This is a genomic window from Arthrobacter sp. YAF34 (assembly GCF_052113245.1).
GTDB lineage: Bacteria > Actinomycetota > Actinomycetes > Actinomycetales > Micrococcaceae > Arthrobacter.
Window position 1 is genome coordinate 101,166 of record NZ_JBFRCV010000014.1, and the last position, 26,012, is coordinate 127,177.

The window sequence follows — 26,012 nt, forward strand, 5'->3', positions numbered from 1 at the left end:
GGCAGTAGGGTGGTCCAATGCGAACCATCCTGAGGAAGGCCCCCGGACGCCTGTCGAAATTCGACCGCAAACTGGTGCGCGCCGTCTCCAATCTTCCGGGCGGAAGCCACGATGAGTTCTTCCGCCGCCTCTCCGCCGCCGCCAACAAGGGCAAGCTGTGGTTCGGCATCGCCGGGGTCATGGCCCTCGTGCCCGGAAAGACGCGGAGGGCAGCCGTGCACGGGCTGATCGCTCAGGGCGCGGCATCGGCAGTAACCAACGTCGTGTTCAAGACACTCCTTCCCCGGGCCCGCCCCCTGCCCGAACACCTCCCGGTCTTCCGGTTCGTCAACCCGCAGCCGACAAGTTCGTCGATGCCGTCGGGGCACTCCGCCTCCGCCGTTGCCTTTGCCCTGGGCGTCGGCCTGGTCCGCCCGGCCCTGGGCGCGGCGCTTGCCCCCGTCGCGGCCGGGGTGGCCTATTCCCGCGTGCACACCGGCGCGCACTGGCCCTCGGACGTGCTGTTTGGTTCAGCGATCGGTGCCGGAGCGGCCATGGTGACACGGAAGTGGTGGCCCGTCCGGCCGCCGTTCCCCGACACCCGACGCAGTGCCGGCCAGGCCGCAGAACTCCCCGACGGGGAGGGGCTCTGCATCGCGATCAACACCCTGGGCGGATCCTATGCGGACGAGACCGCTGACGCCCTGCAAAAAATATTCCCCAAGGCGTATATACAGGAGATCGGGCCGGACGGGGACGTCGCCGCCGAAATCGCCGGGCTCGCGACACGGCCGGGCATCGCGGCCTTGGGGGTCTGGGGCGGCGACGGAACTGTCGGCGCCGCGGCGGCGGCCGCCGCGGACCATTCCCTCCCGCTGCTGGTGCTCCCGGGCGGAACGCTCAACCACTTCGCCCGCGACGCCGGGACGCCCACGCTGGAGGCGGCTGTGCAGGCGGCTTCGCACGGCGAAGCCGCCGTGGCCGACCTCGGCCACGTGAGGGTGGAACGCGGCCTGCCCGACAGCCCCGAACACCTCGAATTGAGCATGCTCAACACGGCCAGCATCGGCCTCTATCCGAACCTGGTCCGCCGGCGGGAGCAACTCCAGCCGGCACTGGGCAAGCCGCTCGCCGGCGTGGTGGCCATGTTCCGGACCTTCGCGGCGGGCACCCCCACCACCCTGATCGTCAACGGGGTGCGGCACCGGCTGTGGATCCTGTACATCGGACGCGGCCGCTACTACCCCCGTGACCACGCGCCGCTGGTCCGGCCCGTGCTGGCGGACGGGATCCTGGACCTGCGGATGATCACGGCCGATGAACCGTTCGCCCGGCTGCGGCTGCTCTGGGCCGTACTGACCGGCACCGTGGCCAGCTCCGGGATCACCCACCTCACTGAAACGGACCGGATCACGGTGGAGCCCGGGAACGGGCCCATGGTCCTGGCCGTCGACGGCGAGGTCATGCCCGGGGTGCGCAGCGTGGAATTCACCGTCCGCGGCGGCGCCCTGACCTACTACTCTCCGCGCGGCTGAGCCGCCGGCCGCGTGGCTCCGGGCTCACCCGCCCCGGCCCGGACCCCGCGGGCGGGCGCGTCATCCTCACGGACTACCCTGATTCGCCCCTGAATCATCCCTGAGACCGGCGAAATATGCCCCCGGCATCGGTAGCGTGGGGTGGAGACGGCCCCGCACCTGCGGTGTACCGGACAATCTCCCGCTACGCAAAGGAACGCTTCCATGATCGAAGCACGAGGCCTGACCAAGGTTTATGGCGACAAAACCGCCGTCGACGGCGTCAATTTCACCGTCGAAGCCGGCCGGGTCACCGGCTTCCTGGGCCCCAACGGGGCCGGAAAATCCACCACCATGCGCATGATCATGGGACTGGACCGGCCGACGTCGGGCTCCGTGACCGTCAACGGATCACCGCTCACCCGGCACGCCGCCCCGCTGCGCGACGTCGGCGCCCTGCTCGACGCCAAGGCCGTCCACACGGGCCGCTCCGCCCACAACCACCTGCTGGCCATGGCCGCGACCCACAGCATCCCCAAGGCGCGCGTCCGCGACGTCATCGAGATGACCGGTCTCGCAGAAGTAGCCAAGAAGAAAGTCGGCGGCTTCTCGCTCGGCATGGGCCAGCGCCTGGGCATCGCCGCCGCCCTCCTGGGCGACCCGCAGACCGTCATCCTGGACGAACCCGTCAACGGTCTGGATCCGGAGGGGGTGGTGTGGGTCCGCAATCTGGTGAAGTACCTGGCCTCCGAGGGGCGCACGGTCTTCCTCTCCAGCCACCTCATGAGCGAAATGGCCGTCACGGCGGACCACCTGATCGTGATCGGCCGCGGCAGGATCATCGCGGACGCGCCGATTCAGGAGATCATCACCGGCAAGGGACGCGGCAGCACGCGGGTCCGGACCGACCAACCGGACCGGCTCATGCAGCTATTGGCCGGCGCCGGCGTCTCGGTGGAGGTCCAGGAGCGCGAACTCCTTGAGGTCAAGGGGCTGGACCCGCGGCAGATCGCCACTGCGGCGCTGGAAAACCACGTCATGATCTACGAACTGACACCGCTCCAGGCCAGCCTCGAGGAGGCCTACATGGAACTGACCAAGGACGAGGTCGAATACCACTCGCTCATCACCACGGGCGCCGTTCCCGTCGAAGCCGGAGGCAACTAAGCCATGAGCTCCACAACCGTTGAATCCACGCCCTCGCCCCGCGGCGCCGGCTCCCACACGCAACGGTCCGGAAACGGCACGAGTGCCGGCCCCGGCCCCACCTTTCTGCGGGTCCTCAACTCAGAATTCATCAAGTTCCGAACCCTGCTCTCCACCCTGATCCTGCTCGGCTCCACGGTGATCGTCATGGTGGGGTTCGGCGCACTCTCGGCCTGGGGAACGGGGCAGTTCTCCGAGGCCGCGACCCGGGACCCGCAGGCCGGCGCCCGGCTCGCGGCGCAGGGCGGGGACCTCGCCGTCGGCGTCCCCACCTCCGGTATCGCGTTCGCCCAGCTGATCCTCGGCTCCCTCGGCGTGCTGTTAATGAGTTCGGAATTCACTACCGGCATGGCCCGGTCCACGTTTGCGGCAGTGCCCAAGCGCATCCCCGCGTTCGCGGCCAAGCTCGTGGTGGTGGTGCTGACCTCCTTCGCCGTCACGGCCGCGTCCACCCTGGCCGCCGGGTTCGTGGCAGTGCCGATCCTGGACAACTACGGCCTCGACCTGGACCTGGGCAGTTCCCAGTCGATCAAGATGCTCATGGTCAACAGCATCTACGTGGCCGCGGTCGCCGCGATCGGCATGGCCTTGGGCACCTTGATCCGCAACTCCGCGGGCGGCATCATGAGCCTGGTCGGCCTGTTCTTCGTGGCGCCCATCGCCTTCCAGCTCATTCCGGGCGACTTCTTCGTGGAAGCCCGCAAATACCTTCCCGGCAACACGGTGGAACCGCTGACCGCGGTGGATCACGTCACGAATACCCTTGAGGCGTGGCAGGCCGCCCTGGTCCTGGGCGCCTGGGTGGTCATCCCGGTGCTGCTGGCCGGCTTCCTGCTCAAGAAGCGCGATGTCTAGCCCGGTCCACCGGCTCGGCCTCTAGGCTCGACGCATGATTGAGGCAGTCCCTGCGGCAGTGCAAGTGCCGGTGAAGGACGCGCTTGCCGGACCGGCGGACGCGTCCTTCGCCGAACTCGCCGCCCGCCGCCGCGGCCGGCTACGACGCTACCTGCTGGCCAATCCGCGGGTCATGGATGTCCTGGTGGTGCTCGGCTACCTGGTCCTGGTGGTGCCCACGGCGGTCGAGTCACTCGGCCGGGGGGACTGGCCGGTGGCCGTGCTGCTGGCTGCGGCCGCGCCCGTCCTGCTCTTCCGGCGGTCCCATCCCGTAAGGGTGGCGGCGGCCGTGGGCGTCCTGGACCTGGCCGTCACCTGCCTGCATCCCTGGGGGTCCAACGTCTCCGCCGGGCTCTGGTTTGCGCTGTACGCCGTGGCGGTGGTCCGCACGCGCCGGTTCGCCCTGGCGGCCCTGGCCCTGACGACCGCCCCGCTGGTGCTCCTGTACCTCCAGTTGGCCGTCGGCCCGCTGGACGGGCGGCTCCCGGACATGGCGGACCGCTCGCCGGAGAATTTCCAGCTGGTCGCGAGCATCGCTGCCGGCATCGGCATCACGCTTTCCAACGTGATCGCCACGGGAATGGGGATCTCGGTGCGGCAGCGGCGCGAGCACGAGCACGAAATCGCCGCCTGGGCGGCCCGCGCCCAGCAGCTGGGCTCGGTCACGGAAAGGAACCGGATCGCGCGAGAAATGCATGACATCGTGGCGCACTCGCTGACCGTGATGATCAGCCTTTCGGACGGCGCCGCCGTCGTGCTCACGAAAGATCCCGAGCGCGCCGCAGGCGTTCTCGCGGAACTTTCCCGCACGGGCCGCACCGCGCTGGCGGACATGCGGCGCGTACTCGGCGTGCTGCGCGACGATGCCGCCGGACATGCTCCCCGCGAACCGCTGGTGGCCGGGGACAATCTGGCCAAACTTCTCGAGGGCTTCCGCACGGCTGGTCTGCCGCTGCATTACACGCACACCGGCCCGTCCCTGCCTTCGGATGCGGCGTTCCAGCTGACCGTGTACAGGATCGTGCAGGAGTCGCTGACCAACGTGCTGCGCTACGGGCGGGCACTCAGCCGCGTGGACGTGAGCATTGTCCGGGACGGCTCCCTCGTCACCATTGATGTGGCCGACGACGGCCGGGGCACCGGTGAACCCGGCAGCCCCGCGGCCGGCGCGCACGGCAGGCCCGATGCCCTGGAGTTCCTCGGCACCGGCCAGGGCATCGCCGGGATGCGGGAACGGGCAAGGATTTACGCAGGAACCGTGCAGGCCGGCCGCTCCGGCGACGCCGGTTGGCGGGTTCACGCGGAACTGAACTGCATTGACGACACCGCAACGGAAACAAGGGGGAACAGTGGTCGACGAACGACTCATACGCGTTCTGCTGGTGGATGACCAGCCGCTGCTGAGGATGGGGTTCCGCCTCATCCTGGAGGGTGAAGACGATCTGTGCGTCGCGGGCGAAGCGTCCGATGGCGCCGAAGCGGTCCGGCAGGTCCGGGAACTGGCGCCCGACGTCGTCCTGATGGACGTGCGGATGCCGGGGCTGGACGGGATCGAGGCCACCCGGGCCATCGCGGCGTCCGGATCCTCCGCCAAGATCATCATTCTGACCACTTTTGACCTGGACGAATACGCCTTTGCCGGGCTGCGGGCCGGGGCCTCGGCCTTCCTGCTCAAGGACGTGGCCCCGGCCGAGCTGATCAGTGCGGTCCGCGTCGTCGCCAGCGGCGATGCCGTCGTGGCCCCGCGGGTTACACAGCGGCTGTTGGAGACCTATGTCCGCGGCGCCGGAGCGGGTTCCGGTGCGGGCGGCGGTGCGGGCGCGGCCGGGGCGGCCCGCACGGGTGCGGGCAGTATGCCGGGCGACGACGGCGGTCCGGCCGGTGGCCCGGCGCGCCCCGCGAAGGACCCGCTGCTGGAGGACCTGACCCCGCGCGAAACCGAGATGCTCGGCGCGATGGCGGAAGGTCTTTCCAATGCCGAAATCGCGCAACGGTACTTCCTGTCCGAGGCCACGGTCAAGACGCACGTGCGCCGGATCCTCACCAAGCTGCACCTCCGCGACCGCGTCCAGGCGGTCGTGTACGCCTACGAGACCGGCCTCGTGGTCCCCAGCAACGCGGATTACTAGCGGCCGGTTATTGGGGGCGTCTACTGGGGGCGGGTTGGGCGGCCAGCCGGACCCCGGGCGTTCTGCCGGCGCCTGGTTCTTTGAAGCAGTGGTTTCAGGCACATGGCCAAATTGCCCTTGAGTGAACTTTAGTTGTTTATTGCACCTTCATGTTGGACCAAAGCCCGGTCCGGCCCGCCGTCATATGTGGGACTGCACAAGACTGGCGACGCTCCGCGCGGTCTAGGGTGAAACGACATTGTGGCCCGCCGCACAGCATGGAACCCATGCTGTGCGGGCATACGAACGGGCCTGACCCCCCACGAAGGACGGCGCTTCCATGCACGCTGACCAGCAGCTCTCAAAATCCCTAAAACCCAGGCATCTGTCCATGATCGCGATCGCCGGCGTGATCGGCGCCGGACTGTTTGTCGGGTCCGGTGCCGCCATCCAGCAGGCCGGCCCCGGCATCCTGGTGGCCTATGCTGCGGCGGGACTCGTCGTCATCCTGGTCATGCGCATGCTCGGCGAGATGGCTGCGGCCAACCCGGAAACCGGTTCGTTCTCCACCTACGCGGACAAAGCCTTGGGCCGCTGGGCAGGGTTCAGCATCGGCTGGCTCTACGCGTGGTTCTGGATCATCGTCCTCGGCATCGAGGCCACGGCCGGCGCCGCGATCATGCACCGCTGGGTACCCGGCATCGACCAGTGGGTCTGGGCCCTGGCCCTCATGGTGCTCCTGACGCTGACCAACCTCGGCTCCGTAAAGTCATACGGGGAGTTCGAGTTCTGGTTCGCCTCCATCAAGGTCGCCGCGATCGTGCTGTTCCTGATCTTCGGCGTCGCCGCCATCCTCGGCCTCATCCCGGGTGTCCCGGCCCCCGGCCTGGAAAACCTGACCGGCAGGGGCGGCTTCATGCCGAACGGTCCCGGCGCGGTGCTGGCGGGCATCCTCGTCGTCGTTTTCTCCTTCTTCGGGGCGGAAATTGCCACCATCGCCGCCGGCGAATCCGAGAACCCGGTCGACGCCGTCAAGAAGGCCGTCAAGTCCACCGTCTGGCGCATCCTCGTCTTCTACATCGGTTCCATCGCCATTGTGGTCACCCTGCTGCCCTGGAACTCGGCCTCCGTCGCCAAGAGCCCCTACGTTGCAGTCATCGAACTGTTCGGCATCCCGGGAGCCGGCACCATCATGGACATCGTGGTGCTGACCTCGGTGCTCTCCTGCCTCAACTCGGGCCTCTACACCGCCAGCCGCATGCTGTTCTCCCTGTCCCGGCGCGGCGACGCCCCCCGGTCCTGGATGCGGATTTCCAAGAGCGGCGTGCCTTCTTCCGCCGTCCTGGCCTCCACGGTGGTCGGCTTCATCACGGTCGGCCTGAACTACATCGCCCCGGACACCGTGTTCCTGTTCCTGGTCAACACCTCCGGCGCCATCGCGCTGTTCGTGTGGCTCGTGATTGCCGTCTCGCAGCTGATCCTGCGCCGCCGCATGGGCGCCGCAGCCAAGGACCTCGAACTGAAGATGTGGCTCTTCCCGTACCTGACCTGGGCGGCCATCGTCAGCATCGTCGCGCTCCTGATCGGCATGGTGATCCTGGAATCCACGCGGGAATCGCTGGTGCTCTCGCTAGCCCTCGCCGCCATCGTCGTGGGGCTCGGCGTCTTCCGCTACCGCAAGAACGGTTCCAAAGCCACCGTTCCCGCCGCGGGTGACGCCGAGGCTCCGGCTGACGCTCCCGCGGTGGACCGCTTCGACGCTCAGGCTGACGATGTCAAGGTGGATCGCGCCGGGGCTCCTGCCGAGGAAGCCACAGTGGGCGGCCGCCCGACGTCGTAGGCGCCAGCGGTCTCCCGGATCACCGGACATGCCCTCTCCCCGCGCCCAGCAGTGGACATAATCCCATCATGTCCATTCTTTGGCCCGAGGGGAGGGCATGTCCCTTGTGCACCGGGGGACATGCCCAATCCTGCGGCGGAGGGGAGGGCATGTCCGGTGCCCGAGTACCCCGCGCCGAGTGCCTCAGTGCCCCGGCCCGCGTGCCCCGCGCCGCCCGCGCCCAACGCTCCGTGCGCCCCGGGATAGACTCGAAGCCATGCCAATACCGAGCTCTGCCGCAGACCACATCCAGGACCTCGGCGCGTATGTGAGCGCATCGCCGTCAAGCTTCCACGCCGTCCATGAGGCCGCGCGCCGGCTGGACGAGGCAGGCTTCACGGGCCTTGACGAGCTGCAGCCGTGGGACGGCGTCGCACCCGGTTCCACCTCCGGAACGCCGGCCGCCGCGGGCGGCAAGTTCTACGTGATCCGCGACGGCGCCATCATCGCGTGGGTGGTGCCCACGGGTGCCGGGCCGACGACGGGATTCAACATCCTTGGCGCCCACACGGATTCGCCGTCCTTCAAGCTCAAGCCCAAGCCCACCACGGGCAGGTTCGGCTGGCTGCAGGCCGGCGTTGAGGTCTATGGCGGACCCCTCCTGAACTCCTGGCTGGACCGCGAACTCCAGCTCGCCGGCCGGCTCGTCATGCGCGACGGCACGCAGCACCTCACGGCCACCGGCCCCTTGCTGCGCTTTCCGCAGCTCGCCATCCACCTTGACCGGGCCGTGAATGAAGGCCTGGCCCTGGACAAACAGCAGCACATGAACCCGGTGTTTGGGCTGGGCGATCCTGCCGGCGCGGACCTGCTCGGCCTCCTGGCGGCGCGGGTCACGGACGCCGACGTCGATCCGGCGCAGATCGGCGGGTACGACGTCGTCATCGCGGACACCCAGGCCCCGGCCGTGTTCGGCGCGAAAAGCGAATTCTTCGCCTCCGGCCGGCTGGACAACCTCTCCGCGACGCACGCAGGCCTCACTGCGCTGATCGCCCACGCCGGCACGGCGCTGCCGGAAGGTTCACCGATCGCCGTGCTGGCGGCCTTCGACCACGAGGAAATCGGGTCCGCGTCGCGCTCCGGTGCCTGCGGACCGGTCCTTGAAGACATCCTGGTGCGGATCTCCGACGGGCTCGGGGCTTCGGCGAGCCAGCGGCGGCAGGCCTTCGCGGCGTCCTTCTGTGTCTCGGCGGACGCGGGCCATGCCGTCCACCCGAACTATCCGGAGCGGCACGACCCCGCCAACCGGCCGGTCCTGAACGGCGGCCCGCTGCTCAAGATCAACGCCAACCAGCGCTACGCCACCGACGCCGCCGGGGCCGCGCTCTGGGCGCGGCTGTGCACCGACGCCGGCGTCCCGTACCAGGAATTCGTCTCCAACAACGTGATGCCCTGCGGCTCCACCATCGGCCCCCTGACGGCCACCCGGCTCGGAATCCGGACGGTCGACGTCGGGGTTCCCCTGCTGTCCATGCACTCGGCGCGCGAGCTCTGCGGGGTCGAGGACCCGCACCGGCTGGCCACGGTCACCCGGACGTTCTTCCGCACGGCGGCCTAGCCGCTTCAGGGCCTCAGCCGGCGGCGTAGCAGGCCGGGGCATTACATCAGGTCAACCCTGAATCGAGCGGCACACTGCAGACCCACATGGATCCTGCGGATACCCACAAAGTTGGTTCCGATGCTCTGGCCGGCGTTCCGGGGCGGTCCTAGAGTTCAAGGCGTATGGAAGCCCCGCATGTTGGTGGTCCAGGTTCCGGACTGCCGCGGAGAGTCACTTCGACTCTTCCGCGTGCGAATGGCTTCACGACAATTGGATAAGCATCAAACGACAGGACTTCGAGGGATCGGCGTCCTCGTCGGGCCAAGGTAGTGCAGACACCGCGGCCGCGCCCTTGAACGATCGCGCCCCAGCAGGGAGTCCACTGTGAAGTCTGCCCACGCCTTTTTGCCACCCCGGATTGTCCGGCCGACAGTCCTGTCAGTGATCATGGCACTACTCGCCGCCGCCTTATCGGTCTTCGCGGTCCCGGCGGCGTACGCGGCCGGACCATGCACGGCACCCATTGCGAGCAAAGTGGCCTGCGAAAACACTCAGCCGGGCAATCCGGCCTCGGAGTGGCAGGTCACCGGAGCTGGCGATGCCACGATCCAGGGGTATGCGACGTCCATGAGCGTCGATATTGGCGATACCGTGAAGTTCAAGGTCAAGACGCCGTCCACTTCGTACCACATCGATGTGTACCGGCTTGGGTACTACCAGGGGCTGGGCGCCCGCAAGGTCGCGGCGAACGTGCTGCCGAGCGCAGCGCTTCCGCAGAGCCAGCCGGCGTGTTCAACGTACTCCGACACGGGTCTGATTGACTGCGGAAACTGGGGCGTCTCGGCGACTTGGCAGGTCCCGGCCTCAGCCGTGTCCGGGGTTTATCTGGCCCGTTTGGTGCGCAATGACACCGCGGCCGCGAGCGTCATTCCTTTCGTGGTCAGGGACGATTCAGCCCATTCTGATGTCCTGTTCCAGACCTCGGACACTACGTGGCAGGCCTACAACAGCTACGGCGGGAACAGCCTCTACGCGTGCACGGTGTCCTGCCCTCCGGGTAGCCCGCTGGCGTACAAGGCGGCGTTCAAGGTCTCGTACAACAGGCCGTTCAACTCGGCGGCGGATGACCAGGGGCGAAGCTGGCTGATGTACGCCGAATATCCGATGATTCGGTTCATGGAAGCTAACGGCTACGACGTGAGCTACATGAGCGGCTTGGACGTGGCCACCAAGGCTCCCTTGCTGTTGAACCATAAAGTATTTACCTCTGTGGGGCACGATGAATACTGGTCCGGGGACCAGCGGGCCAGTGTCGAGGCCGCCCGGGACGCCGGCGTGCATCTGGCCTTTTTCAGCGGCAACGAAGCCTTCTGGCGCACCCGATGGGAAGCCAGTGCCGACGGCACGAACACCCAAGGACGCACCCTGGTGGCCTACAAGGACACCCATTTCAACGCCCCCACCGATCCCGTGGCGTGGACCGGGACCTGGCGGGATCCACGGTACGGGACCGCCACGGGAGGAGGGAACCCGGAGAACGCCCTGACGGGACAGTTCTTCCTGGTCAACTCCGGCACCACCGACATCACAGTGCCCTCCAGTTTCAGTAAGCTGCGGCTGTGGAGAAACACCGCGGTTGCCGGGCTGGCCTCCGGGGCCATGGCGACTCTGGGAGCCGGACTGGGCACGCTCGGCTACGAATGGGACTCCGACGCCGATAACGGGTTCAGGCCGGCGGGAGCATTCAAGTTGTCGCAAACAAACAGCACCTCGGCGGAAATTTTCACCGACTACGGTTCCAGTACGGTGAACGGTCAGGCCGCGACCCATAACCTCACGCTCTACAAGGCGCCCAGCGGCGCCCTGGTGTTTGGTGCCGGCACCGTGCAATGGTCCTGGGGCCTGGACGGCTTCACCACCGGCAAAGCAGTCGACAAGAACATGCAACAGGCCACGGTCAATCTTTTCGCCGACATGGGAACCCAGCCGGTGACCATCATTTCTGGGCTGACTCCGGCCCAGGCCTCGACGGATACTGCCCCGCCGACGTCAACAATTACCTCCCCGGCGGCGGGCGCGACAGTAGCTGATGGCACCGTCGTGACCGTCAGCGGCACCGCCGCGGACACCGGCGGAGGCGTCGTCGCCGGCGTCGAGATCTCCACCGACGGCGGTGCAAATTGGCGCCCGGCAACAGGTACATCGAATTGGACCTTCAGCTGGAATGCTCACGGAAACCCGACGTCGACTCTGCGTTCCCGGGCCGTTGATGACAGCGGGAACATCGAATCGCCCGGCCCCGGCAGTGTTGCGAACATTCCCTGCCCCTGCTCACTGGTGGGCGTGAACATTGCACCGACGGCTCCGGACGCCGGGGATGCGGGCGGCGTTGAGGTCGGGGCAAAGTTCTATTCTGACGTGGCCGGAACCATCAGCGCCGTACGGTTCTACAAGTCCGCCAAGAACACCGGCACCCACGTAGGCAGCGTCTGGAGCGAATCCGGGCAACGGCTTGCAACGGTCACTTTCAGTGGGGAATCGGCAACCGGTTGGCAGAGTGCGACGCTTTCCCCGCCTCTCGCGGTGACCGCGAACACGAAATATGTAGTGTCCTACTTCGCCCCGGCGGGTCACTATGCCCAGGACACCGGGTTCTTCTATAACCACCCGTCTCCTCCGCCTGCAGGAAATGGCAGCACCGACAGCGCTCCGTTGCATTTCACCCGCAGCCTGCCGGGAGCCCCCAACGGGTTCTACCGTTATGGCAGTTCGTCCACCTTTCCAAACCAGATCTACGACGCGGAATATTACTGGGTGGACGCCGTCTTTAGCCCATCTGCTCCGGCGGCGCCGGCTGTTTCGTCGGTGTCGCCGGCGAATGGGGTGACGGGTGTGGCGGTGTCGGTGAAGCCGGCTGTGACGTTCAATCAGCCGGTGACGGCGTCGTCGGTGGTGTTCACGTTGAAGGACAGCGGCGGGACTGCGGTGGCGGGTGCGGTTTCGTATGATTCGGCGGGCAACACGGCGACGTTCGCTCCGGGSAGTGCCCTGGCGTACGGCACGACGTACACGGCGACGGTCAGCGGGGCCGCGAACAGYACGGGGCAGGTGATGGCGGCACCGTATTCATGGCTGTTCACCACGGCCGCGGCTCCGGCGGCGCCGGCTGTTTCGTCGGTGTCGCCGGCGAATGGGGTGACTGGTGTGGCGGTGTCGGTGAAGCCGGCTGTGACGTTCAATCAGCCGGTGACGGCGTCGTCGGTGRTGTTCACGTTGAAGGACAGCGGCGGGACTGCGGTGGCGGGTGCGGTTTCGTATGATTCGGCGGGCAACACGGCGACGTTCGCTCCGGGSAGTGCCCTGGCRTACGGCACGACGTACACGGCGACGGTCAGCGGGGCCGCGAACAGTACGGGGCAGGTGATGGCGGCACCGTATTCATGGCTGTTCACCACGGCCGCGGCTGCGACCGGGTGCCCCTGCAGCGTGTTCAGTTCGACTTCGGTGCCGTCCACCGTGACGGTGAATGACCCCAATGCCGTGGAGCTGGGGATGAAGTTCCGCTCTGACGTGGCCGGGACCGTCACCGGAGTCAGGTTCTACAAAGGCAGCAGCAATACCGGGACCCACACGGGTCATTTGTGGTCCGCTTCCGGGACACTGCTGGCCTCGGTGACGTTCTCGGGTGAAACGGCCTCGGGCTGGCAACAGGCCTCGTTCTCCAGCCCGGTGTCCATCACGGCCAACACGACGTATGTGGTTTCGTACCAGGCGCCGAACGGGTTCTACTCCGCCAACAGCGGCTACTTCAGCAGTGCAGCGGACAACGCGCCGCTGCATGGCCTGGCCGCCGGTACTGACGGATCCAATGGCGTCTACAACTACGGCGCCACCGCATTCCCCACCAGCAGCTACAACAACACCAACTACTGGGTCGACGCCATCGTGAGCCAATAGTCGCCTAGGGAACAGGCGGAACACACATGAGAGTCGTTGAACGCTTCGCGGCGGCGGCAGTGGTCGGGTTCATGGCGCTGGTGACCGCGTGTTCCGGTATCTCTGCGGACGAAAGGCGGGAAAGTACGCCCCAATCAACACCCAGCCCCACTGCTGTGTCCGATACACCCAGTCCCGACGGTCCGGAACGCTTCCAGACGGTCTCGGGACTGGGGGTGAACGCGAATGTACACAGCTGGGACAACGGTCGGCTCCGGCCCGCGATCGACATGATTGCCGATCTGGGCGAGGTCAGCTGGCGCGTGATCATCGACAAGGCGGACTGGGAGGTGGAGAAGGACCCGTCCGACCCTGCCACCATTGACTGGACCCGCTACACACCCATCTACGAACGCGGCAAGATGGCCGATCTATGGAACACCATCGAATACATCTCGTCCAAGCCCGGACAGCAGGTCATGGTCAACGTCATGGGCGGCGTTCCCAAGTGGATGGGCGGCAACCACATCGACGCGGTCGCCGAAGACCAGTGGGTCCGCATGATTGCTTCCATGGTCGCCTACGGACGGAAAGTCCGGAAGCTGGATTTCACCTTGCTCAGCCCCATGAACGAGACCGACTGGAACGGGATCGAAGGACCCCAAGTGGGACCGGACCAATATGTACGTCTCCTGCACAAACTCGTAGTTCGCCTGGACGGTCTGGGCCTTCGCGACATGCGCCTCGTTGGACCGGACACGGCGTCCGCCCCCAAGGCCAGCTCAGAATACCTGCAGGCACTGGACGCGGATCCCCTGGTCATGTCCCGGATGGCTCATTTCGGGATCCACAGCTACGACGGAAGCTCCGGCGGCGTGACGGAAGCGCTGGGCAAATCCTCGCATCCGGAGCTGGACTACTGGGTGACTGAATTCTCCGGGCCTTGTCCGGGTTGCGACACGGGTTCACCGAACCCCGCCGATTGGTCATCCGCCGCGCAAACAGCCTCCCTGGCGATCAAGCTGCTCCAGGAGGGCGCCGCAGGGCTCATGCAATATGACGCGTGGGACGGCTATTACGAGCACCACGGAAGCACCGGCTATTGGGGTCTCCTCGCCTACGACCCCGACAAGCGTACGTACAGTCCACGCAAGTCCTACTACGTCCTCCGGCAATTGATCCGCTACGTGCCACGCAATGCCGTCCGCATCGCGGCGTCCTCCAGCGACGAAAGCGTGGACGTAGTGGCCTTCCAGGACCCCGCCTCAGGGCGCGTCTCGATCTTCGGACGGAACGATTCCGACTCGGCGGTGAAGGTCACGGTGCGGCTTGCGGGATTCAGCGGGACCATGTCCCTTTCGATGTTCACCACCAATCCCGAGCGTGACATGGAGGCCGCCGATGGCCCTCAGCTGGCCGGGGGGAGAACTAACGTGGCGGTCGAACCCAACTCGGTCTTTACCTTGACCGGAAGTACACCGAAAAGTTGAAAGGCATCCGGATTGCCGTGCGGATCACAGCTTGGCCGCAGCGCCGTCAAGACCCCCGCGATCGACCGGATGCGCCGGGACACCCACCCACGTTTCTCCATCGGGGACATCACTCAGGACCGCGGCACCCATGCCGACGGTCGCGCAGGAGCCGATTGACGTCCGTTCCCCCACACTGGAATTCATGCCAAGGTGGGCGGCACGGCCTATTCTGACGCCTCCGCCAAGAGTCGTACCGGCGGAAAACGTCGCGAAGTCCGCCACTACGTCGTCGTGCGTGAACGTGACCCCTGGCATGGCTACGACGTGCGACCCTAAGGTGACAGACGCCGCCAGTGTTACGTTCTGCAACAGGATGCTGCCCCGCCCGATCCGACACCCTTCAGGCATACGGACCGACATGTCCAGCACTGTGGCATAGCGGTTGCTGCCGATGCCGAGGGCACTCAGCCGTTCAACTACAGCCTCGCGGGGACGGCCGGAATCCAGGCAGACCAGAAAGAAGGCGTGCGTGTACTGGGCGGAGTCGTCGATAGTCCCCAGAACGGGCGCTCCGTCCACGTCGGTCCCGGCCATCGCGTCGTCGTCGAGGAAACCGACGACGTCGTAGCGGCCGCTGCTGCGAACGGTCGCCAGCACTTCACGGGCCAGGCCGGTGGCGGCGATCAGCAAGAGCTCGCTCACCTGGTCATCTGCCCGTCGCCCGGAGTTCCGCCGTCGAGACGCCGATCCCGCGCGGCAGACGCGGGCATGATGCTGGCTGGCAGCATCCGGACCGGGTTCCGTCAGCTCCGGATGCTGCCAGCTCGTGTTCGCGGACCCGTTGTGCAGCAACGGACCCGGCAATCCGGCGGGAAGCGGCCGGATTGAATCTGGGAGGGGCGGCCGCGTCAATTACAGAGCGACGCTCCGCGCCGGAAGCCGGTTCATGTCCGCCGGGTTGCCTGTCCCGAAGTGCCGCTGGCCAAGCCGCCATCCCCACCTTCTCCCTCGCCGAACCTACGCGGCTCGGTGCCGAAACTTTGCGGATCCGGCCGGCGGTTGCCGGTCACATCGACCCGGCTCAGCAGTAAACGCTGTGTGCTTAAGGAAAAACTAGCGCTGACGGAGGGGAAGGAACCGATATTCGTGGTTTCCTGTGGTCCGAGCGGGAGAACTATGCGGGATCTGTGGGATTGTGGATGTGGAGTCTGCAACACCGTCGCAAGCGGCGATCCCTCGTCGGCGCGTCCGCCCCGGCAGCCCAGGGGTTGACCGGGAGCAGCCGCATCCCTAGACGGCTAGGACGGACGCCGCACTGGCTGACTCCGGTAATGGAACTGATCCTCCGGTAGACACAATGCACGTTAGTTGGGAACGCGACTGGACCCCCAGCTTCCGATATATCGCAGTGAGCCGGACTTCGACTGTCCTGACGGAGACGAACAGAGATGCAGCAATTTCCTTGTTGCGCCGGCCTCGGGCAACGAGCTGTACAAGTTGGCGCTCCTGGTCCGAGAGCAGCGGCAGCGCCGGGCCGTGGATCTCCGGGGCATCCCGCAAGTGGCCGCCGAGCAGCATCGCATCTACGGTCTGTGTCCACGACGCGGCTCCCGCCTCGTCGAACAGCGCCTTTGCCTTCAACAGGGCGTTCTTGGCGTCTTTGTGCCTGCCGGAAATTTCCAGCCTCTCGGCATAGCAGAGAAGGGTCCTGGCCCGCTCGAACAAGGAATCATCCTTCTGCCAGGAAATCAGGGCCTGGCCGAAGAGTTCCAGGGAGTGATCTCCCTCCGCGACCAAGGCCCGGGAACGGGAGACAGCCATCCGCAGCCAGCGGGATTTCAGGCCGCCGGCCCGGTACTCCATGCCGGTCAGAACCCGGGCGGCCTCGCGTCGGTTGCCCATCCGGACCAGCACTTCCACCAGATCCGCCTCGCAGCGCAGAAGCGCCGGGTTGCGGATACCGACACCGATTTCGACAGCCCTCGACAGGAAGGTGCACGCCTCCTCAAGGTCGCCCCGCATCAGCGCAAAATGCCCTTGGCACGCGAAGAGCTGCGCCGCCGCCGGCGGTGGGGCATCGGCGCTGACAAACGTTTGGGCCTGCGCGAGGGAAGCCCGGGCCGCCACCTGGTCCCCGACCGCATAGGCCCGCCAGAGCAACAAATTGTTGCGCATCCCGCGATGGTACTGCTGGCTTGTGGCTGAATTGGCAATTTCGTCTATGAGTGCAATGGCGGAGCGAAAGTTTCCGGCGCGAATTTCGTTGTCCGCTGCGAAGTATCGAGCCGTTTCACTCCAGTTCGTATCGCTGGCCGCGCTCAAGTTCCGGACCAAGGAAAAGAGGTCGCGAGCTCCCTCGTAATTCTCGCCATATGTCAGGGCACGCCCCTTGAGCAGCAACGACGCCGGGGAACTGCTGGCGCCCCCGTCGGCCGCTCGGGAGATCTGTTCCGCGCTCCCTTTCACGGCGTCGGTCAGAAGTCTCGCGCGCTGGTTCACGGCCTGGGCCTCGCCGGATGCCTCACCCAGGAAATGCCCCGCATGCTCCAACAGGTGCTCGGAGTCCTCGATCTGCCAGCGCTCAGCCATGTGCAGGGCGCCGATGGAGAGGAGGCAGGCGGAGAGCCCCGGATCATGATGCCCGAACTCCTTGATCAGCCGAAGCATCATGGTCGGCCGCACAGAATTTCCCTTCATCAGTTCCATCTGGATATCAAGCCCGGTGAGCCGCAGCGTCAGTGCACGGTTTTTCGTGATCCGTTGTGCCCAGTCCACGTAGCGTTTGGCATGGACGAATTCCCCCCTGCTGAACAGCACCTCCGCGACCGTGCCCAATCTGGCAGCCGTCTCGGCCTCCCAAGGATTGATTGTGAGAGCCCGCTCGATGTACTCGACCGCAGATTGGGTCTGTTCCGCCCGCGCAAGGTCAATTGCGTAACGGAGCAAGGTGAAGGATGTATCCCGGCGCACGGCAGCGGTGTAGCTCAAGTGCCACGGCAAGGCGTGACGATCCGCCGTTTCGGCAACCGCAGCCAACGCCTGGTGGCGTGCAGTTCTTTCCTCCGGCTGCATAATCGAGAAAACGTGCGCGCGCAGCATCTGGTTTTGAATGCTGAGGTGCGAACCGGCCCGGACAGCAATTCCCGCGGAGACAATTTCATCCACGCCGGCCCAAAGATCCCCCGCCATTTCCTCCAGAAGGGCGGCGCTAGTCCGGTAAGAAAGTGAAAGAAGGCCAAGGGCCTGCCGCGCTCGTGGTGAAAGCTGCCCAATCGATGCCGCCAGTTCAGGTTCGAAGCTTCCGTTCCAGTGCAATGGGATGGGGATGGCGTATTTCCCCTGCAGTTGACGCTGCATCAGTTGTTTGTAGAGGTTAATCGACGCCAGCGGATTGCCGTGCGTGGCTGCTGCAACAGCATGGGCTACTGCCGTGCTGCCCACTCCCGGCGTAATGGCGTCAAGCATTTTTGAAGCGTCGCTGAGGCTCAAATTATCCAGTTGGAGAGTCGCCAGCCGGGCAAATGGACTTTCCGGTGCCTCGCCGCGCATGCTGGCAATCAGCACCAGTCCTGTGCCTGCGAGGCGCCGGGCCAAGAAACCGAGCACAATTTGGCTGGCGGCGTCCAACTGCTCGGCGTCGTCAATAACTACAACCGTCCGGTCTGCGGACCACTGCCGCAGAGCGGACAGGAGCACCATTGAAATGTCTGCGGCGTCAAGGCTTCCGCGCGGTGAGGTGGCCACATAATCCGCGAGGGGCGCCAGGGCGGGATCATCAATTCCGTTGAGCAACGCGGTGAGACCGGAAAAGGGCCACCTCGACTCTGAAGAATTAGCTCGGAGCAAGACAGTTCGGTACTCATGCAACGTCGAAATTTCCGCGAGCAACGACGACTTGCCGCTTCCATGACCGCCAGTGATCGTCATCGCAGACTCGCGGGGGCTTCGGATCAGCGCCTGCACGCGGGCCATTTCCTTGTCTCGGCCGAATAAAACCATGCGTCCCCCGCTCGTCCCCCAGAGACCGATCAGCTAGGACTCGTTCATTTCGTGCGGAGACGATCGAGACCGAGCTGACTTTATTTATTCCAGACCAACACGTCAGCTAGGGCATCCACTCTCTTCAGAGTGACGAAAGACCTTCCCCCGACGGCGCTGGCGCCAATCTAACGCGGGAAATCAACGCGGCCCTAGGGAAAATCAATAATCGGGTAGAGGTGCGGCGAAAGATGCGTAGCGCAACGCCGATGGGTGCGTAAGGTGATTCGGAAAATACTTGGACGAAGCAGGGCGGATCATCCGAGGCGGCACCCGGCAGCCTCCGCCGGCCCGCGTCAACATGGGCTACGCGGCCACCCCGACCACGAGGTTGATGGTGGTGGCCAGGATGATGGTCCCAAAGAGGTAGGACAACAGGCTGTGCTTGAGGGCCTCGGCCCGGATGCCGTGGTTCTGCAGGGCCGTGTCCGACACCTGGTACGTCATGCCAAGGCTTGTGGCCAGGTAGGCGAAGTCGGTGTACTGCGGCGGCCGGCTCTGGTTGAAGTCGATGCCGCCCACCCGGGAGCCGGCCTTCGTGCCCGTGCCGTAGTACAGCTCCGCGTAGCGCAGCGTGAAGAGCGTCTGGACCAGGGTCCAGGACAGGGCCACCGAGACCACCGCGAGCAGGGCGCCGGCAATCCTGGAGACGATGTCAGTGTTGTTGTGCGAATCCCCGATGACCGCTGCTGCCGCCGCCAGGCTGGCGACGTTGCCGGCCAGGATGAGCAGGTCCGTCGTGCTCCGGGCGGGGTCTTCCGTTGTGGCGTGCAACCGGGTGTCCGCGGGGTCGAGGCGGCCGATGACCAGCCAGACCCACACGATGTAGGTCAAGGCAGCCGCGCACCAGCCGATCGTGGGAGCCTGCACCCAGTGCCCCGCGATCGCGGTCGCCCCGGCGGCCAGGAGCCCCACCAGCACCATGGCGGCGAAGCGGAGACGGCTGCGGCGGAGCGGCGGCGGCACTGCGGAGGAAGCGGGGTCGGTGTCCATTTTCAGATCATGGCACAGCCGATGCGCCCCCCGACTGACCGCGGGTCGTGTGGCGGTTATCCACATGGCCGCCTGCCCTCTTCCCGGGCAGGTCGTGCCGCCGTACGGTGGAGGCACGGAATCGCGGAATCCGCCCAGCATGCACTAAGCTATTGAAGTCTGTGCTGCGCCCTGCCCCCGTTCCGGTGCCGGGCATTGCATGACACCGCAAATGAACCTCCTGTTACGGAAATGCCGTAACCGCTTAGCCCAAAGGAGGTGGGTTCACATATGCGTCCTTACGAATTGATGGTAATCATCGACCCCGAGGTCGAAGAGCGTGCCGTTGAGCCGTCGCTTCAGAAGTTCCTGAACGTCATCACCAACGATGGTGGAACCATCGAAAAGGTTGACATCTGGGGCCGTCGTCGCCTGGCTTACGAAATTCAGAAGAAGTCCGAAGGTATCTACGCCGTGGTGAACTTCACCTCTGAGCCGGCTACCGCCAAGGAACTTGACCGCCAGCTGAGTCTCAACGAGACCATCATGCGCACCAAGATCACCCGCCCCGAAGAGCAGAAAGTTGTTGCTGAGTAATTCAGCGGTCAACTTTTAATCTTCATCCACGCAGGAACGCACAAGGAGGCAGTAGATGGCAGGCGAAACCACTATCACGGTCATCGGTAATCTCACCAATGACCCCGAGCTCAGGTTCACACCGTCCGGTTCGGCCGTAGCGAACTTCACCATCGCTTCTACTCCCCGCACCTTTGACCGGCAGTCCAATGAGTGGAAGGACGGGGAAACCCTGTTCCTCCGCGCGTCGGTCTGGCGTGAAGCTGCCGAAAACGTCGCCGAATCCCTGACCAAGGGCATGCGCGTGATTGTCTCCGGCCGCCTGAAGAGCCGTTCCTACGAAACAAAAGAAGGCGAGAAGCGCACCGTTATCGAGCTCGAGGTCGATGAAATCGGCCCGAGCCTGCGCTACGCCAATGCCAAGGTCAACCGCACCCAGCGCTCCGGCGGTCAGGGTGGACAGGGCGGCTTCGGCGGCGGCAACAGTGGCGGTGGCTTCGGTGGCAACTCTGGTGCAAGCCAGGGCGGCAATTCCGGTGGAAACTGGGGCGGCAACCAGCCCGCAGCGCAGGAAGACCCCTGGGCCACGCCCGGGGTCAGCAATGCAGGCGGCGGCTGGGGCAACGGCCCGGATTCCGAACCTCCCTTCTAAACAACATCTAAGGTCCGGCATTGAAAACGGCCGGGACGCCCTCAGGGCGCCCGGTGCAGACTGCGCCGGATCACCACCATCCCGTGGATCAATATCCACGGGCTCCATCGAATAGGAGCTCCACGATGGCTAAGGCTGAACTCCGTAAGCCCAAACCAAAGTCCAACCCCCTGAAGGCCGCTGACATCACTGTCATCGACTACAAGGACGTAGCATTGCTGCGCAAGTTCATCTCCGACCGCGGAAAGATCCGCGCCCGTCGCGTCACTGGCGTCACGGTGCAGGAACAGCGCAAGATCGCCCAGGCAATCAAGAACGCCCGCGAAGTTGCTCTGCTGCCTTACTCCGGCGCTGGCCGCGGCTAAGGAAGGGATTAACTAACATGGCAAAGCTCATTCTGACCCACGAAGTAACCGGTCTCGGTGCTGCTGGCGACGTTGTCGAGGTCAAGGACGGTTACGCACGTAACTACCTGTTGCCCCGCAACTTCGCCCTGACCTGGTCCAAGGGCGGCGAGAAGCAGGTTGAGTCCATCAAGGCTGCCCGCGTTGCCCGCGAGCACGCTTCCCTGGAAGACGCTCAGAAGCAGGCCGCTGCACTCTCGTCCAAGCCGGTCAAGCTGGTCGTCAAGGCTGGCGCTACCGGACGCCTGTTCGGCACCGTCAAGCAGGGCGACGTCGCCGACGCTGTTGAGGCCGCTGGCCTGGGCAGCATCGACAAGCGCAAGGTTGAACTGCCGGCTCACATCAAGTCGACCGGTTCCTACCAGGCAAACGTCCGTCTGCACGACGACGTTTCCGCTGTGATCGAACTCGACGTAGTTGCGGGCAAGTAGCCCTCACCGGCTGCAGTCCTGAACTGCTGGACGGCCCCGGCCTCCGGTCCTCTCTGAGGGACCGAAGGCCGGGGCCGTCTGCTTTTAACTCCAATGCGGGGTCGGCGTTACGTGACCCGTTGCCCTGTCATTCCCTGCTGTCACCGGGGCGTTTGAGGGACCAGGAGTGATAGCGCAACGGGCGGGGGAATAAATTCACGCGCCCGCAACTTGTCCAGATAGATGCAAACGCATGTAGTGTCGTTGCTGACCTGGATCCAACTTAGGAGAACCCCGTGGAAACCCGCCGTATCACCGTTATCTCCGCCGGACTCGGCGTCCCCTCTTCGAGCCGCCTGCTGGCCGACCAGCTGGCAGCGTCGGCAGAGCGGCAGCTTGCCGCCGCGGGCTACGCAGCGGAGATCGAGGTCGTGGAACTGCGGGACCTTGCCGTAGACATCGCCAACAACTTTGTGACCGGCTATGCGGCCCCGCGGCTGGCCGAGGTGATCGCCGGCGTCGACTCCTCTGACGGCCTCATTGCCGTCAGCCCGGTATTCAGTGCCTCATACAGCGGCCTGTTCAAGTCCTTCATCGACGTGCTTGATCCCAAATCGCTGGAGGGCAAGGCCGTTGTGCTCGCGGCCACCGCCGGCACGGACCGGCACCAGATGGTGCTGGACTACGCGATGCGCCCGCTCTTCACCTACCTGCGTACCCGGACCGCCGCCACCGCGGTCTTCGCCGGGCCCCAGGACTGGGGAAACAACGACGACGGCGGCTCGCCGCTCTCTGTGCGGGTGGACCGGGCAGCGGGGGAGTTTGTCGACCTGCTGAAGGACTCGGGCCGGCAGCGGAAGCCAGCGGCGCTGGAGTCACTGCCGTTCGAGCAACTCCTCGCCGGGATCTCAGCACAGCGCTAAGCCCGCGGGCCGCCGCGTTCTCAGTCCCAGGCGTTCTCAGTCCCAGGTGTGCTCAGTCGTCGAGCAGGGCGATGAATTCCCGGGCTTGCTTCATGGAAATATCCGAGTGGCGGGTCAGGGCCGTCGCTGCGGCCTCGGTGTCGCCGCTCTTGGCCAGGGTGCGGATCCTGCCGTAAATCTCATCGTTGAGCATGTTGCTGCTCACCTCGCGCGTCACGTCCCCCTTGCTGGCGATCGCGCGGTAGCGGTAGGAGAACCGCTGCGGCGTGTCGTCCTCGTCCGGAACGGTCTCCGGCGTGGCCTCCGGGGCGCGGAACGGCTGGGGGTGTGCCGCGAGGGCCGCGACGGCGTCGCGGGACGCCCGGAGGCCCTCTCCCGTGGCCTCGAGGTATACCTTGATGGCAGCCATGGCCTGGCCCTGTGCGATCAGGGCGTAGATCCGCCGGTGCTGCTCCTGGCTGAGCTTCGCGGCGGACGCGCGGGCAAGCTCACTGGCGTCGGGGGCCGGGTGCGGCACGGCTGCCGGTCGGGGGTGTTCGCCGCGGCGGCTCCAGGCCCGGACGGCCAGCAGTACGCCGGCGGCCACGAGTACCAGGATCAGCACGGGAATGAGCAGGGAGTCCATGCGCTACAGCCGATCTATGTAATTCTTGGCGGACTTGAGGTCTGAGTGGGTCGACTGCCGCAGCAGCCGCGTGGCCTTCAGTTTGTGGCCGCTGCGGGCCAGCGACTGCAGCTCCAGGAGGAGCTGGGGGCCTAAGAGTCCGAAGGCGGGCAGGGCGTCCCCGGGGCCCGTGCGCGTTGGCGCGGTCGAGGCGCTGCGGGCCAGCTGGGCGGTGCGGGCGTGGTCCTCTTGCTGGGACTGCTGCTGGGAGTTCTGGCTGGGACGCGTGGTGGCTTCAACCCGGGCGCGGGCGGCGACGGCGGCCTGCACCTGGGCGGCATAGTGGGCCTGGGACTTTACCGCCAGTTCCCGCTGGTAGCGTTCGGCCTCGGAAATGCCGAAATTGCGGGGTTTTAGGGCCGTGGCCACCGCGCAGAGCACCGCCGTCAGAATGAGGGCAGGCAAGATGACTAGCAGTACATCGCCCATGGTTAGAGCTTATGCCAGATTGCGGTTATCCACAGCATATTCTGCGCGCCCTGTACAGTGCGCCGCCGCCTGGGTCAATTCCGCCGAGGTGCGTGAATCCGCTCACAAAATGTGCAGATTGGGCGGCAAGTATGGCGTCCCGTGCCGCGGTGTATCCCCAGTCGCAACGCACAGGCTGTGGATGAAGCTCGACCGAATTTGTTTTGTGTCCACAAGATGAATCCAATGTTTCCGCAGGTCACGGCCGTATTTCGGGGTTAACTTTTTTTCTATCCACAGCTCTGCCCACAGGCTGTGCACAAGCATCTGCCACTAGTGCACAGGTTATCCACAGGGGAGCGCGCCGGTCGGGTTGGTGCCTGCCCGTTCGGCGGATAACGTTGCAGGGTATCGGGGCTCGGAAGCGGAAATCCTGCGGTCGCCGCGCGGTGCCCGGCAGGAAGCCGGCGCCGGAGCCCGGGTCTCACGGCCGCACCAGAACTGTGGATAACGGCGAGGCAGTGGGCCGGCGCGAATTGTCGGCGCCGGCTGATAGGAATGAAGCGGCCGGCATAGACAAGCTTTGTGCCGCCGGATATCGCAACCGCCGGGCATCGCAACCGCCGGTCAGCACAACAGGCGGTCACTACCGCAGTTGGGCATCACGGCAGCTGGGCATCAAGGCACAGGGCTTACGCGCCACGGCGAACGGACATCCGCCGCGGCACACAATGAAGGACGGCAGTTTTGTCAGTTACGCATCTGGACTCAGCCGAGGGTACGCGGGGAGCCGAGGGCAGTCGCAAGCCTCCGCAGGACATCCCGGCGGAGCAGTCCGTTCTGGGCGGCATGATGCTGTCCAAGGACGCCATCGCCGACGTCGTCGAAATTCTGCGCGGCCAGGACTTCTACCGCCCGGCCCACGAAACCATTTACGAGGCCATCATTGACCTCTATGGCCGCGGCGAACCTGCGGATGCCGTGACCGTCTCGGACGAGCTGACCAAACGCGGGGAAATCAACAGGATCGGCGGACCCGCCTACCTGCACGAACTCATCCAGACCGTCCCCACGGCCGCGAACGCCGGGTATTACGCCGAAATCGTCGCCGAACGCGCGGTCCTGCGCCGCCTGGTCAATGCCGGCACCAAGATTGTCCAGCTCGGTTACGGGCAGGACGGTGAGGTCGAAGATCTCGTCAACCAGGCCCAGGCCGAGGTCTATGCCGTGGCCGAACGCCGCACGGCCGAGGACTACGTGGTCCTCAAAGACGTCATGGAATCCACGGTGGACGAGATCGAGGCCTCGGGACACCGCGGCGAGGGCATGGTGGGCGTTCCCACCGGCTTCTATGAGCTCGATGAACTGACCCACGGCCTGCACCCGGGCCAGATGATCGTCATCGCCGCGCGCCCGGCCGTCGGCAAGTCCACGTTCGCGCTGGACTTTGCCCGCTCGGCCGCCATCAAAAACAACCTCGCGACCGTCATGTTTTCCCTCGAAATGGGCCGCAACGAGATCGCTATGCGCCTGCTGTCCGCCGAGGCCACGATCGGTCTCCAGGACCTTCGCAAGGGCACCATCAAGGACGAGCAGTGGTCCAAAATCGCCACCACCATGGGCCGGATGAACGATGCCCCGCTGTTCATCGATGACAGCCCCAACATGTCGCTGATGGAAATCCGTGCCAAGTGCCGGCGCCTGAAGCAGCAGCATGACCTGAAACTGGTGATCCTGGACTACCTGCAGCTCATGAGCTCGGGCAAGAAGGTGGAGTCCCGCCAGCAGGAAGTGTCCGAGTTCTCCCGTGCGCTCAAGCTCCTGGCAAAGGAACTCCAGGTGCCCGTGATCGCGCTGTCACAGCTGAACCGTGGCTCGGAGCAACGCCAGGACAAACGGCCCATGGTCTCGGACCTGCGCGAATCAGGTTCCATCGAGCAGGATGCCGACATGGTGATCCTGCTGCACCGCGAAGACGTCTACGACAAGGAGTCCCCGCGCGCCGGCGAGGCGGACATCCTGATTGCCAAGCACCGTAACGGCCCCACGAAGGACATCGTTGTGGCCTTCCAAGGCCACTACTCGCGGTTTGCCAACATGGCGGCCGACGCCGGGGGCGGCGGAGGCTTTTGATTGACAATTCCAAAAGGTCCCCGAGGAATCATGGCCAGATACGTGCCTGGGTTGCTTTCGAGGAATCATTTGGGTTTGCCCCGATAGCGGGCTGGGGTTTCGGGCCTTGTTGCAGATTGAGTCCACATCGGGCACGCGTTTTCTCTCCGGCTAGATGTACTCAGCCAGCAGGTTGGTTACATCTGCTGATGGGTGCTCGTCCTCCGAGTGCGCTGTGGTTGCGGCGGTGGTTGTAGAAGTCTAGCCAGCCGGTGAGGGCCTGTGTGCGGTGGTCGCTGGAGTCGTAGGCGTTCTTGTAGGCCCA

Annotated in this window: 21 protein-coding genes; 15 read left to right on the forward strand and 6 right to left on the reverse strand. The window is 65.4% G+C overall.

The window, feature by feature from the left end:
- Positions 1 to 17: 17 nt before the first annotated feature.
- The 9 genes from AB4Y72_RS16870 (at position 18) to AB4Y72_RS16910 (ending at position 14,546) form a co-directional block, all read left to right on the forward strand.
- On the forward strand, positions 18 to 1,514 hold the full coding sequence (locus tag AB4Y72_RS16870; RefSeq protein ID WP_441427290.1) for a bifunctional phosphatase PAP2/diacylglycerol kinase family protein: 1,497 nt from the start codon (positions 18 to 20) through the stop codon (positions 1,512 to 1,514).
- A 204-nt stretch (positions 1,515 to 1,718) separates the two neighbouring features.
- Positions 1,719 to 2,660: an ABC transporter ATP-binding protein gene (locus tag AB4Y72_RS16875; protein ID WP_441427291.1), complete on the forward strand. Its 942-nt coding sequence runs from the start codon at positions 1,719 to 1,721 to the stop codon at positions 2,658 to 2,660.
- A 3-nt stretch (positions 2,661 to 2,663) separates the two neighbouring features.
- Complete coding sequence (locus AB4Y72_RS16880; RefSeq protein ID WP_441427292.1) at positions 2,664 to 3,554, forward strand: ABC transporter permease; 891 nt, start codon at positions 2,664 to 2,666, stop codon at positions 3,552 to 3,554.
- A gap of 34 nt (positions 3,555 to 3,588) precedes the next feature.
- Positions 3,589 to 4,983, forward strand: coding sequence for a sensor histidine kinase (locus AB4Y72_RS16885; protein ID WP_441427293.1), 1,395 nt, complete (start codon positions 3,589 to 3,591; stop codon positions 4,981 to 4,983).
- Positions 4,984 to 4,999: 16 nt separating this feature from the next.
- A complete protein-coding gene (locus tag AB4Y72_RS16890; protein WP_441427307.1) occupies positions 5,000 to 5,722 on the forward strand; it encodes a response regulator in 723 nt (240 codons plus the stop codon).
- A 319-nt stretch (positions 5,723 to 6,041) separates the two neighbouring features.
- Entirely contained in the window at positions 6,042 to 7,541 is a 1,500-nt protein-coding gene (locus AB4Y72_RS16895) for an amino acid permease (protein WP_441427294.1), read from the forward strand.
- A 256-nt stretch (positions 7,542 to 7,797) separates the two neighbouring features.
- Entirely contained in the window at positions 7,798 to 9,138 is a 1,341-nt protein-coding gene (locus tag AB4Y72_RS16900; RefSeq protein ID WP_441427295.1) for a M18 family aminopeptidase, read from the forward strand.
- Between the two features lie 429 nt (positions 9,139 to 9,567).
- Positions 9,568 to 13,077, forward strand: coding sequence for a N,N-dimethylformamidase beta subunit family domain-containing protein (locus tag AB4Y72_RS16905; RefSeq protein WP_441427308.1), 3,510 nt, complete (start codon positions 9,568 to 9,570; stop codon positions 13,075 to 13,077).
- Between the two features lie 155 nt (positions 13,078 to 13,232).
- Positions 13,233 to 14,546: a hypothetical protein gene (locus AB4Y72_RS16910; RefSeq protein ID WP_441427296.1), complete on the forward strand. Its 1,314-nt coding sequence runs from the start codon at positions 13,233 to 13,235 to the stop codon at positions 14,544 to 14,546.
- Between the two features lie 24 nt (positions 14,547 to 14,570).
- Here AB4Y72_RS16910 and AB4Y72_RS16915 read toward each other — a convergent pair whose 3' ends face one another.
- From AB4Y72_RS16915 to AB4Y72_RS16925, 3 genes are all read right to left on the reverse strand, one after another.
- On the reverse strand, positions 14,571 to 15,230 hold the full coding sequence (locus tag AB4Y72_RS16915; RefSeq protein ID WP_441427297.1) for a NeuD/PglB/VioB family sugar acetyltransferase: 660 nt from the start codon (positions 15,228 to 15,230) through the stop codon (positions 14,571 to 14,573).
- 588 nt (positions 15,231 to 15,818) lie between these two features.
- Entirely contained in the window at positions 15,819 to 18,527 is a 2,709-nt protein-coding gene (locus tag AB4Y72_RS16920; RefSeq protein WP_441427298.1) for an AAA family ATPase, read from the reverse strand.
- Positions 18,528 to 18,872: 345 nt separating this feature from the next.
- Positions 18,873 to 19,559, reverse strand: a complete 687-nt coding sequence (locus AB4Y72_RS16925; RefSeq protein WP_441427299.1) for a DUF1345 domain-containing protein — start codon at positions 19,557 to 19,559, stop codon at positions 18,873 to 18,875.
- A 270-nt stretch (positions 19,560 to 19,829) separates the two neighbouring features.
- Between AB4Y72_RS16925 and rpsF the strand changes: the two genes are divergently transcribed.
- The 5 genes from rpsF (at position 19,830) to AB4Y72_RS16950 (ending at position 22,503) form a co-directional block, all read left to right on the forward strand.
- Positions 19,830 to 20,135 carry a 30S ribosomal protein S6 gene (gene rpsF, locus AB4Y72_RS16930; RefSeq protein WP_090582123.1) on the forward strand — a complete coding sequence of 102 codons (306 nt, stop codon included), beginning with the start codon at positions 19,830 to 19,832 and terminating at the stop codon, positions 20,133 to 20,135.
- A 55-nt stretch (positions 20,136 to 20,190) separates the two neighbouring features.
- Complete coding sequence (locus AB4Y72_RS16935; RefSeq protein ID WP_441427300.1) at positions 20,191 to 20,766, forward strand: single-stranded DNA-binding protein; 576 nt, start codon at positions 20,191 to 20,193, stop codon at positions 20,764 to 20,766.
- 125 nt (positions 20,767 to 20,891) lie between these two features.
- Positions 20,892 to 21,131 carry a 30S ribosomal protein S18 gene (rpsR, locus tag AB4Y72_RS16940; protein ID WP_003800144.1) on the forward strand — a complete coding sequence of 80 codons (240 nt, stop codon included), beginning with the start codon at positions 20,892 to 20,894 and terminating at the stop codon, positions 21,129 to 21,131.
- A gap of 17 nt (positions 21,132 to 21,148) precedes the next feature.
- The gene (rplI, locus tag AB4Y72_RS16945) at positions 21,149 to 21,601 is read left to right on the forward strand and encodes a 50S ribosomal protein L9 (RefSeq protein ID WP_441427301.1); all 453 of its coding nucleotides are present in this window, start codon (positions 21,149 to 21,151) and stop codon (positions 21,599 to 21,601) included.
- Between the two features lie 275 nt (positions 21,602 to 21,876).
- Complete coding sequence (locus AB4Y72_RS16950; protein ID WP_441427302.1) at positions 21,877 to 22,503, forward strand: FMN reductase; 627 nt, start codon at positions 21,877 to 21,879, stop codon at positions 22,501 to 22,503.
- Positions 22,504 to 22,555: 52 nt separating this feature from the next.
- On the opposite strand, the gene AB4Y72_RS16955 is transcribed toward AB4Y72_RS16950, so the two are convergent.
- Both AB4Y72_RS16955 and AB4Y72_RS16960 read right to left on the reverse strand, forming a co-directional pair.
- Positions 22,556 to 23,128, reverse strand: a complete 573-nt coding sequence (locus AB4Y72_RS16955) for a hypothetical protein (RefSeq protein WP_441427303.1) — start codon at positions 23,126 to 23,128, stop codon at positions 22,556 to 22,558.
- Between the two features lie 3 nt (positions 23,129 to 23,131).
- Positions 23,132 to 23,596, reverse strand: a complete 465-nt coding sequence (locus AB4Y72_RS16960) for a hypothetical protein (RefSeq protein WP_441427304.1) — start codon at positions 23,594 to 23,596, stop codon at positions 23,132 to 23,134.
- A gap of 726 nt (positions 23,597 to 24,322) precedes the next feature.
- Here AB4Y72_RS16960 and dnaB point away from each other — a divergent pair.
- Positions 24,323 to 25,708, forward strand: coding sequence for a replicative DNA helicase (gene dnaB / locus AB4Y72_RS16965; protein ID WP_441427305.1), 1,386 nt, complete (start codon positions 24,323 to 24,325; stop codon positions 25,706 to 25,708).
- A 160-nt stretch (positions 25,709 to 25,868) separates the two neighbouring features.
- On the opposite strand, the gene AB4Y72_RS16970 is transcribed toward dnaB, so the two are convergent.
- Positions 25,869 to 26,012 (reverse strand): integrase core domain-containing protein (locus tag AB4Y72_RS16970; protein ID WP_441424938.1); only part of this gene is annotated, 144 nt, incomplete at its 5' end.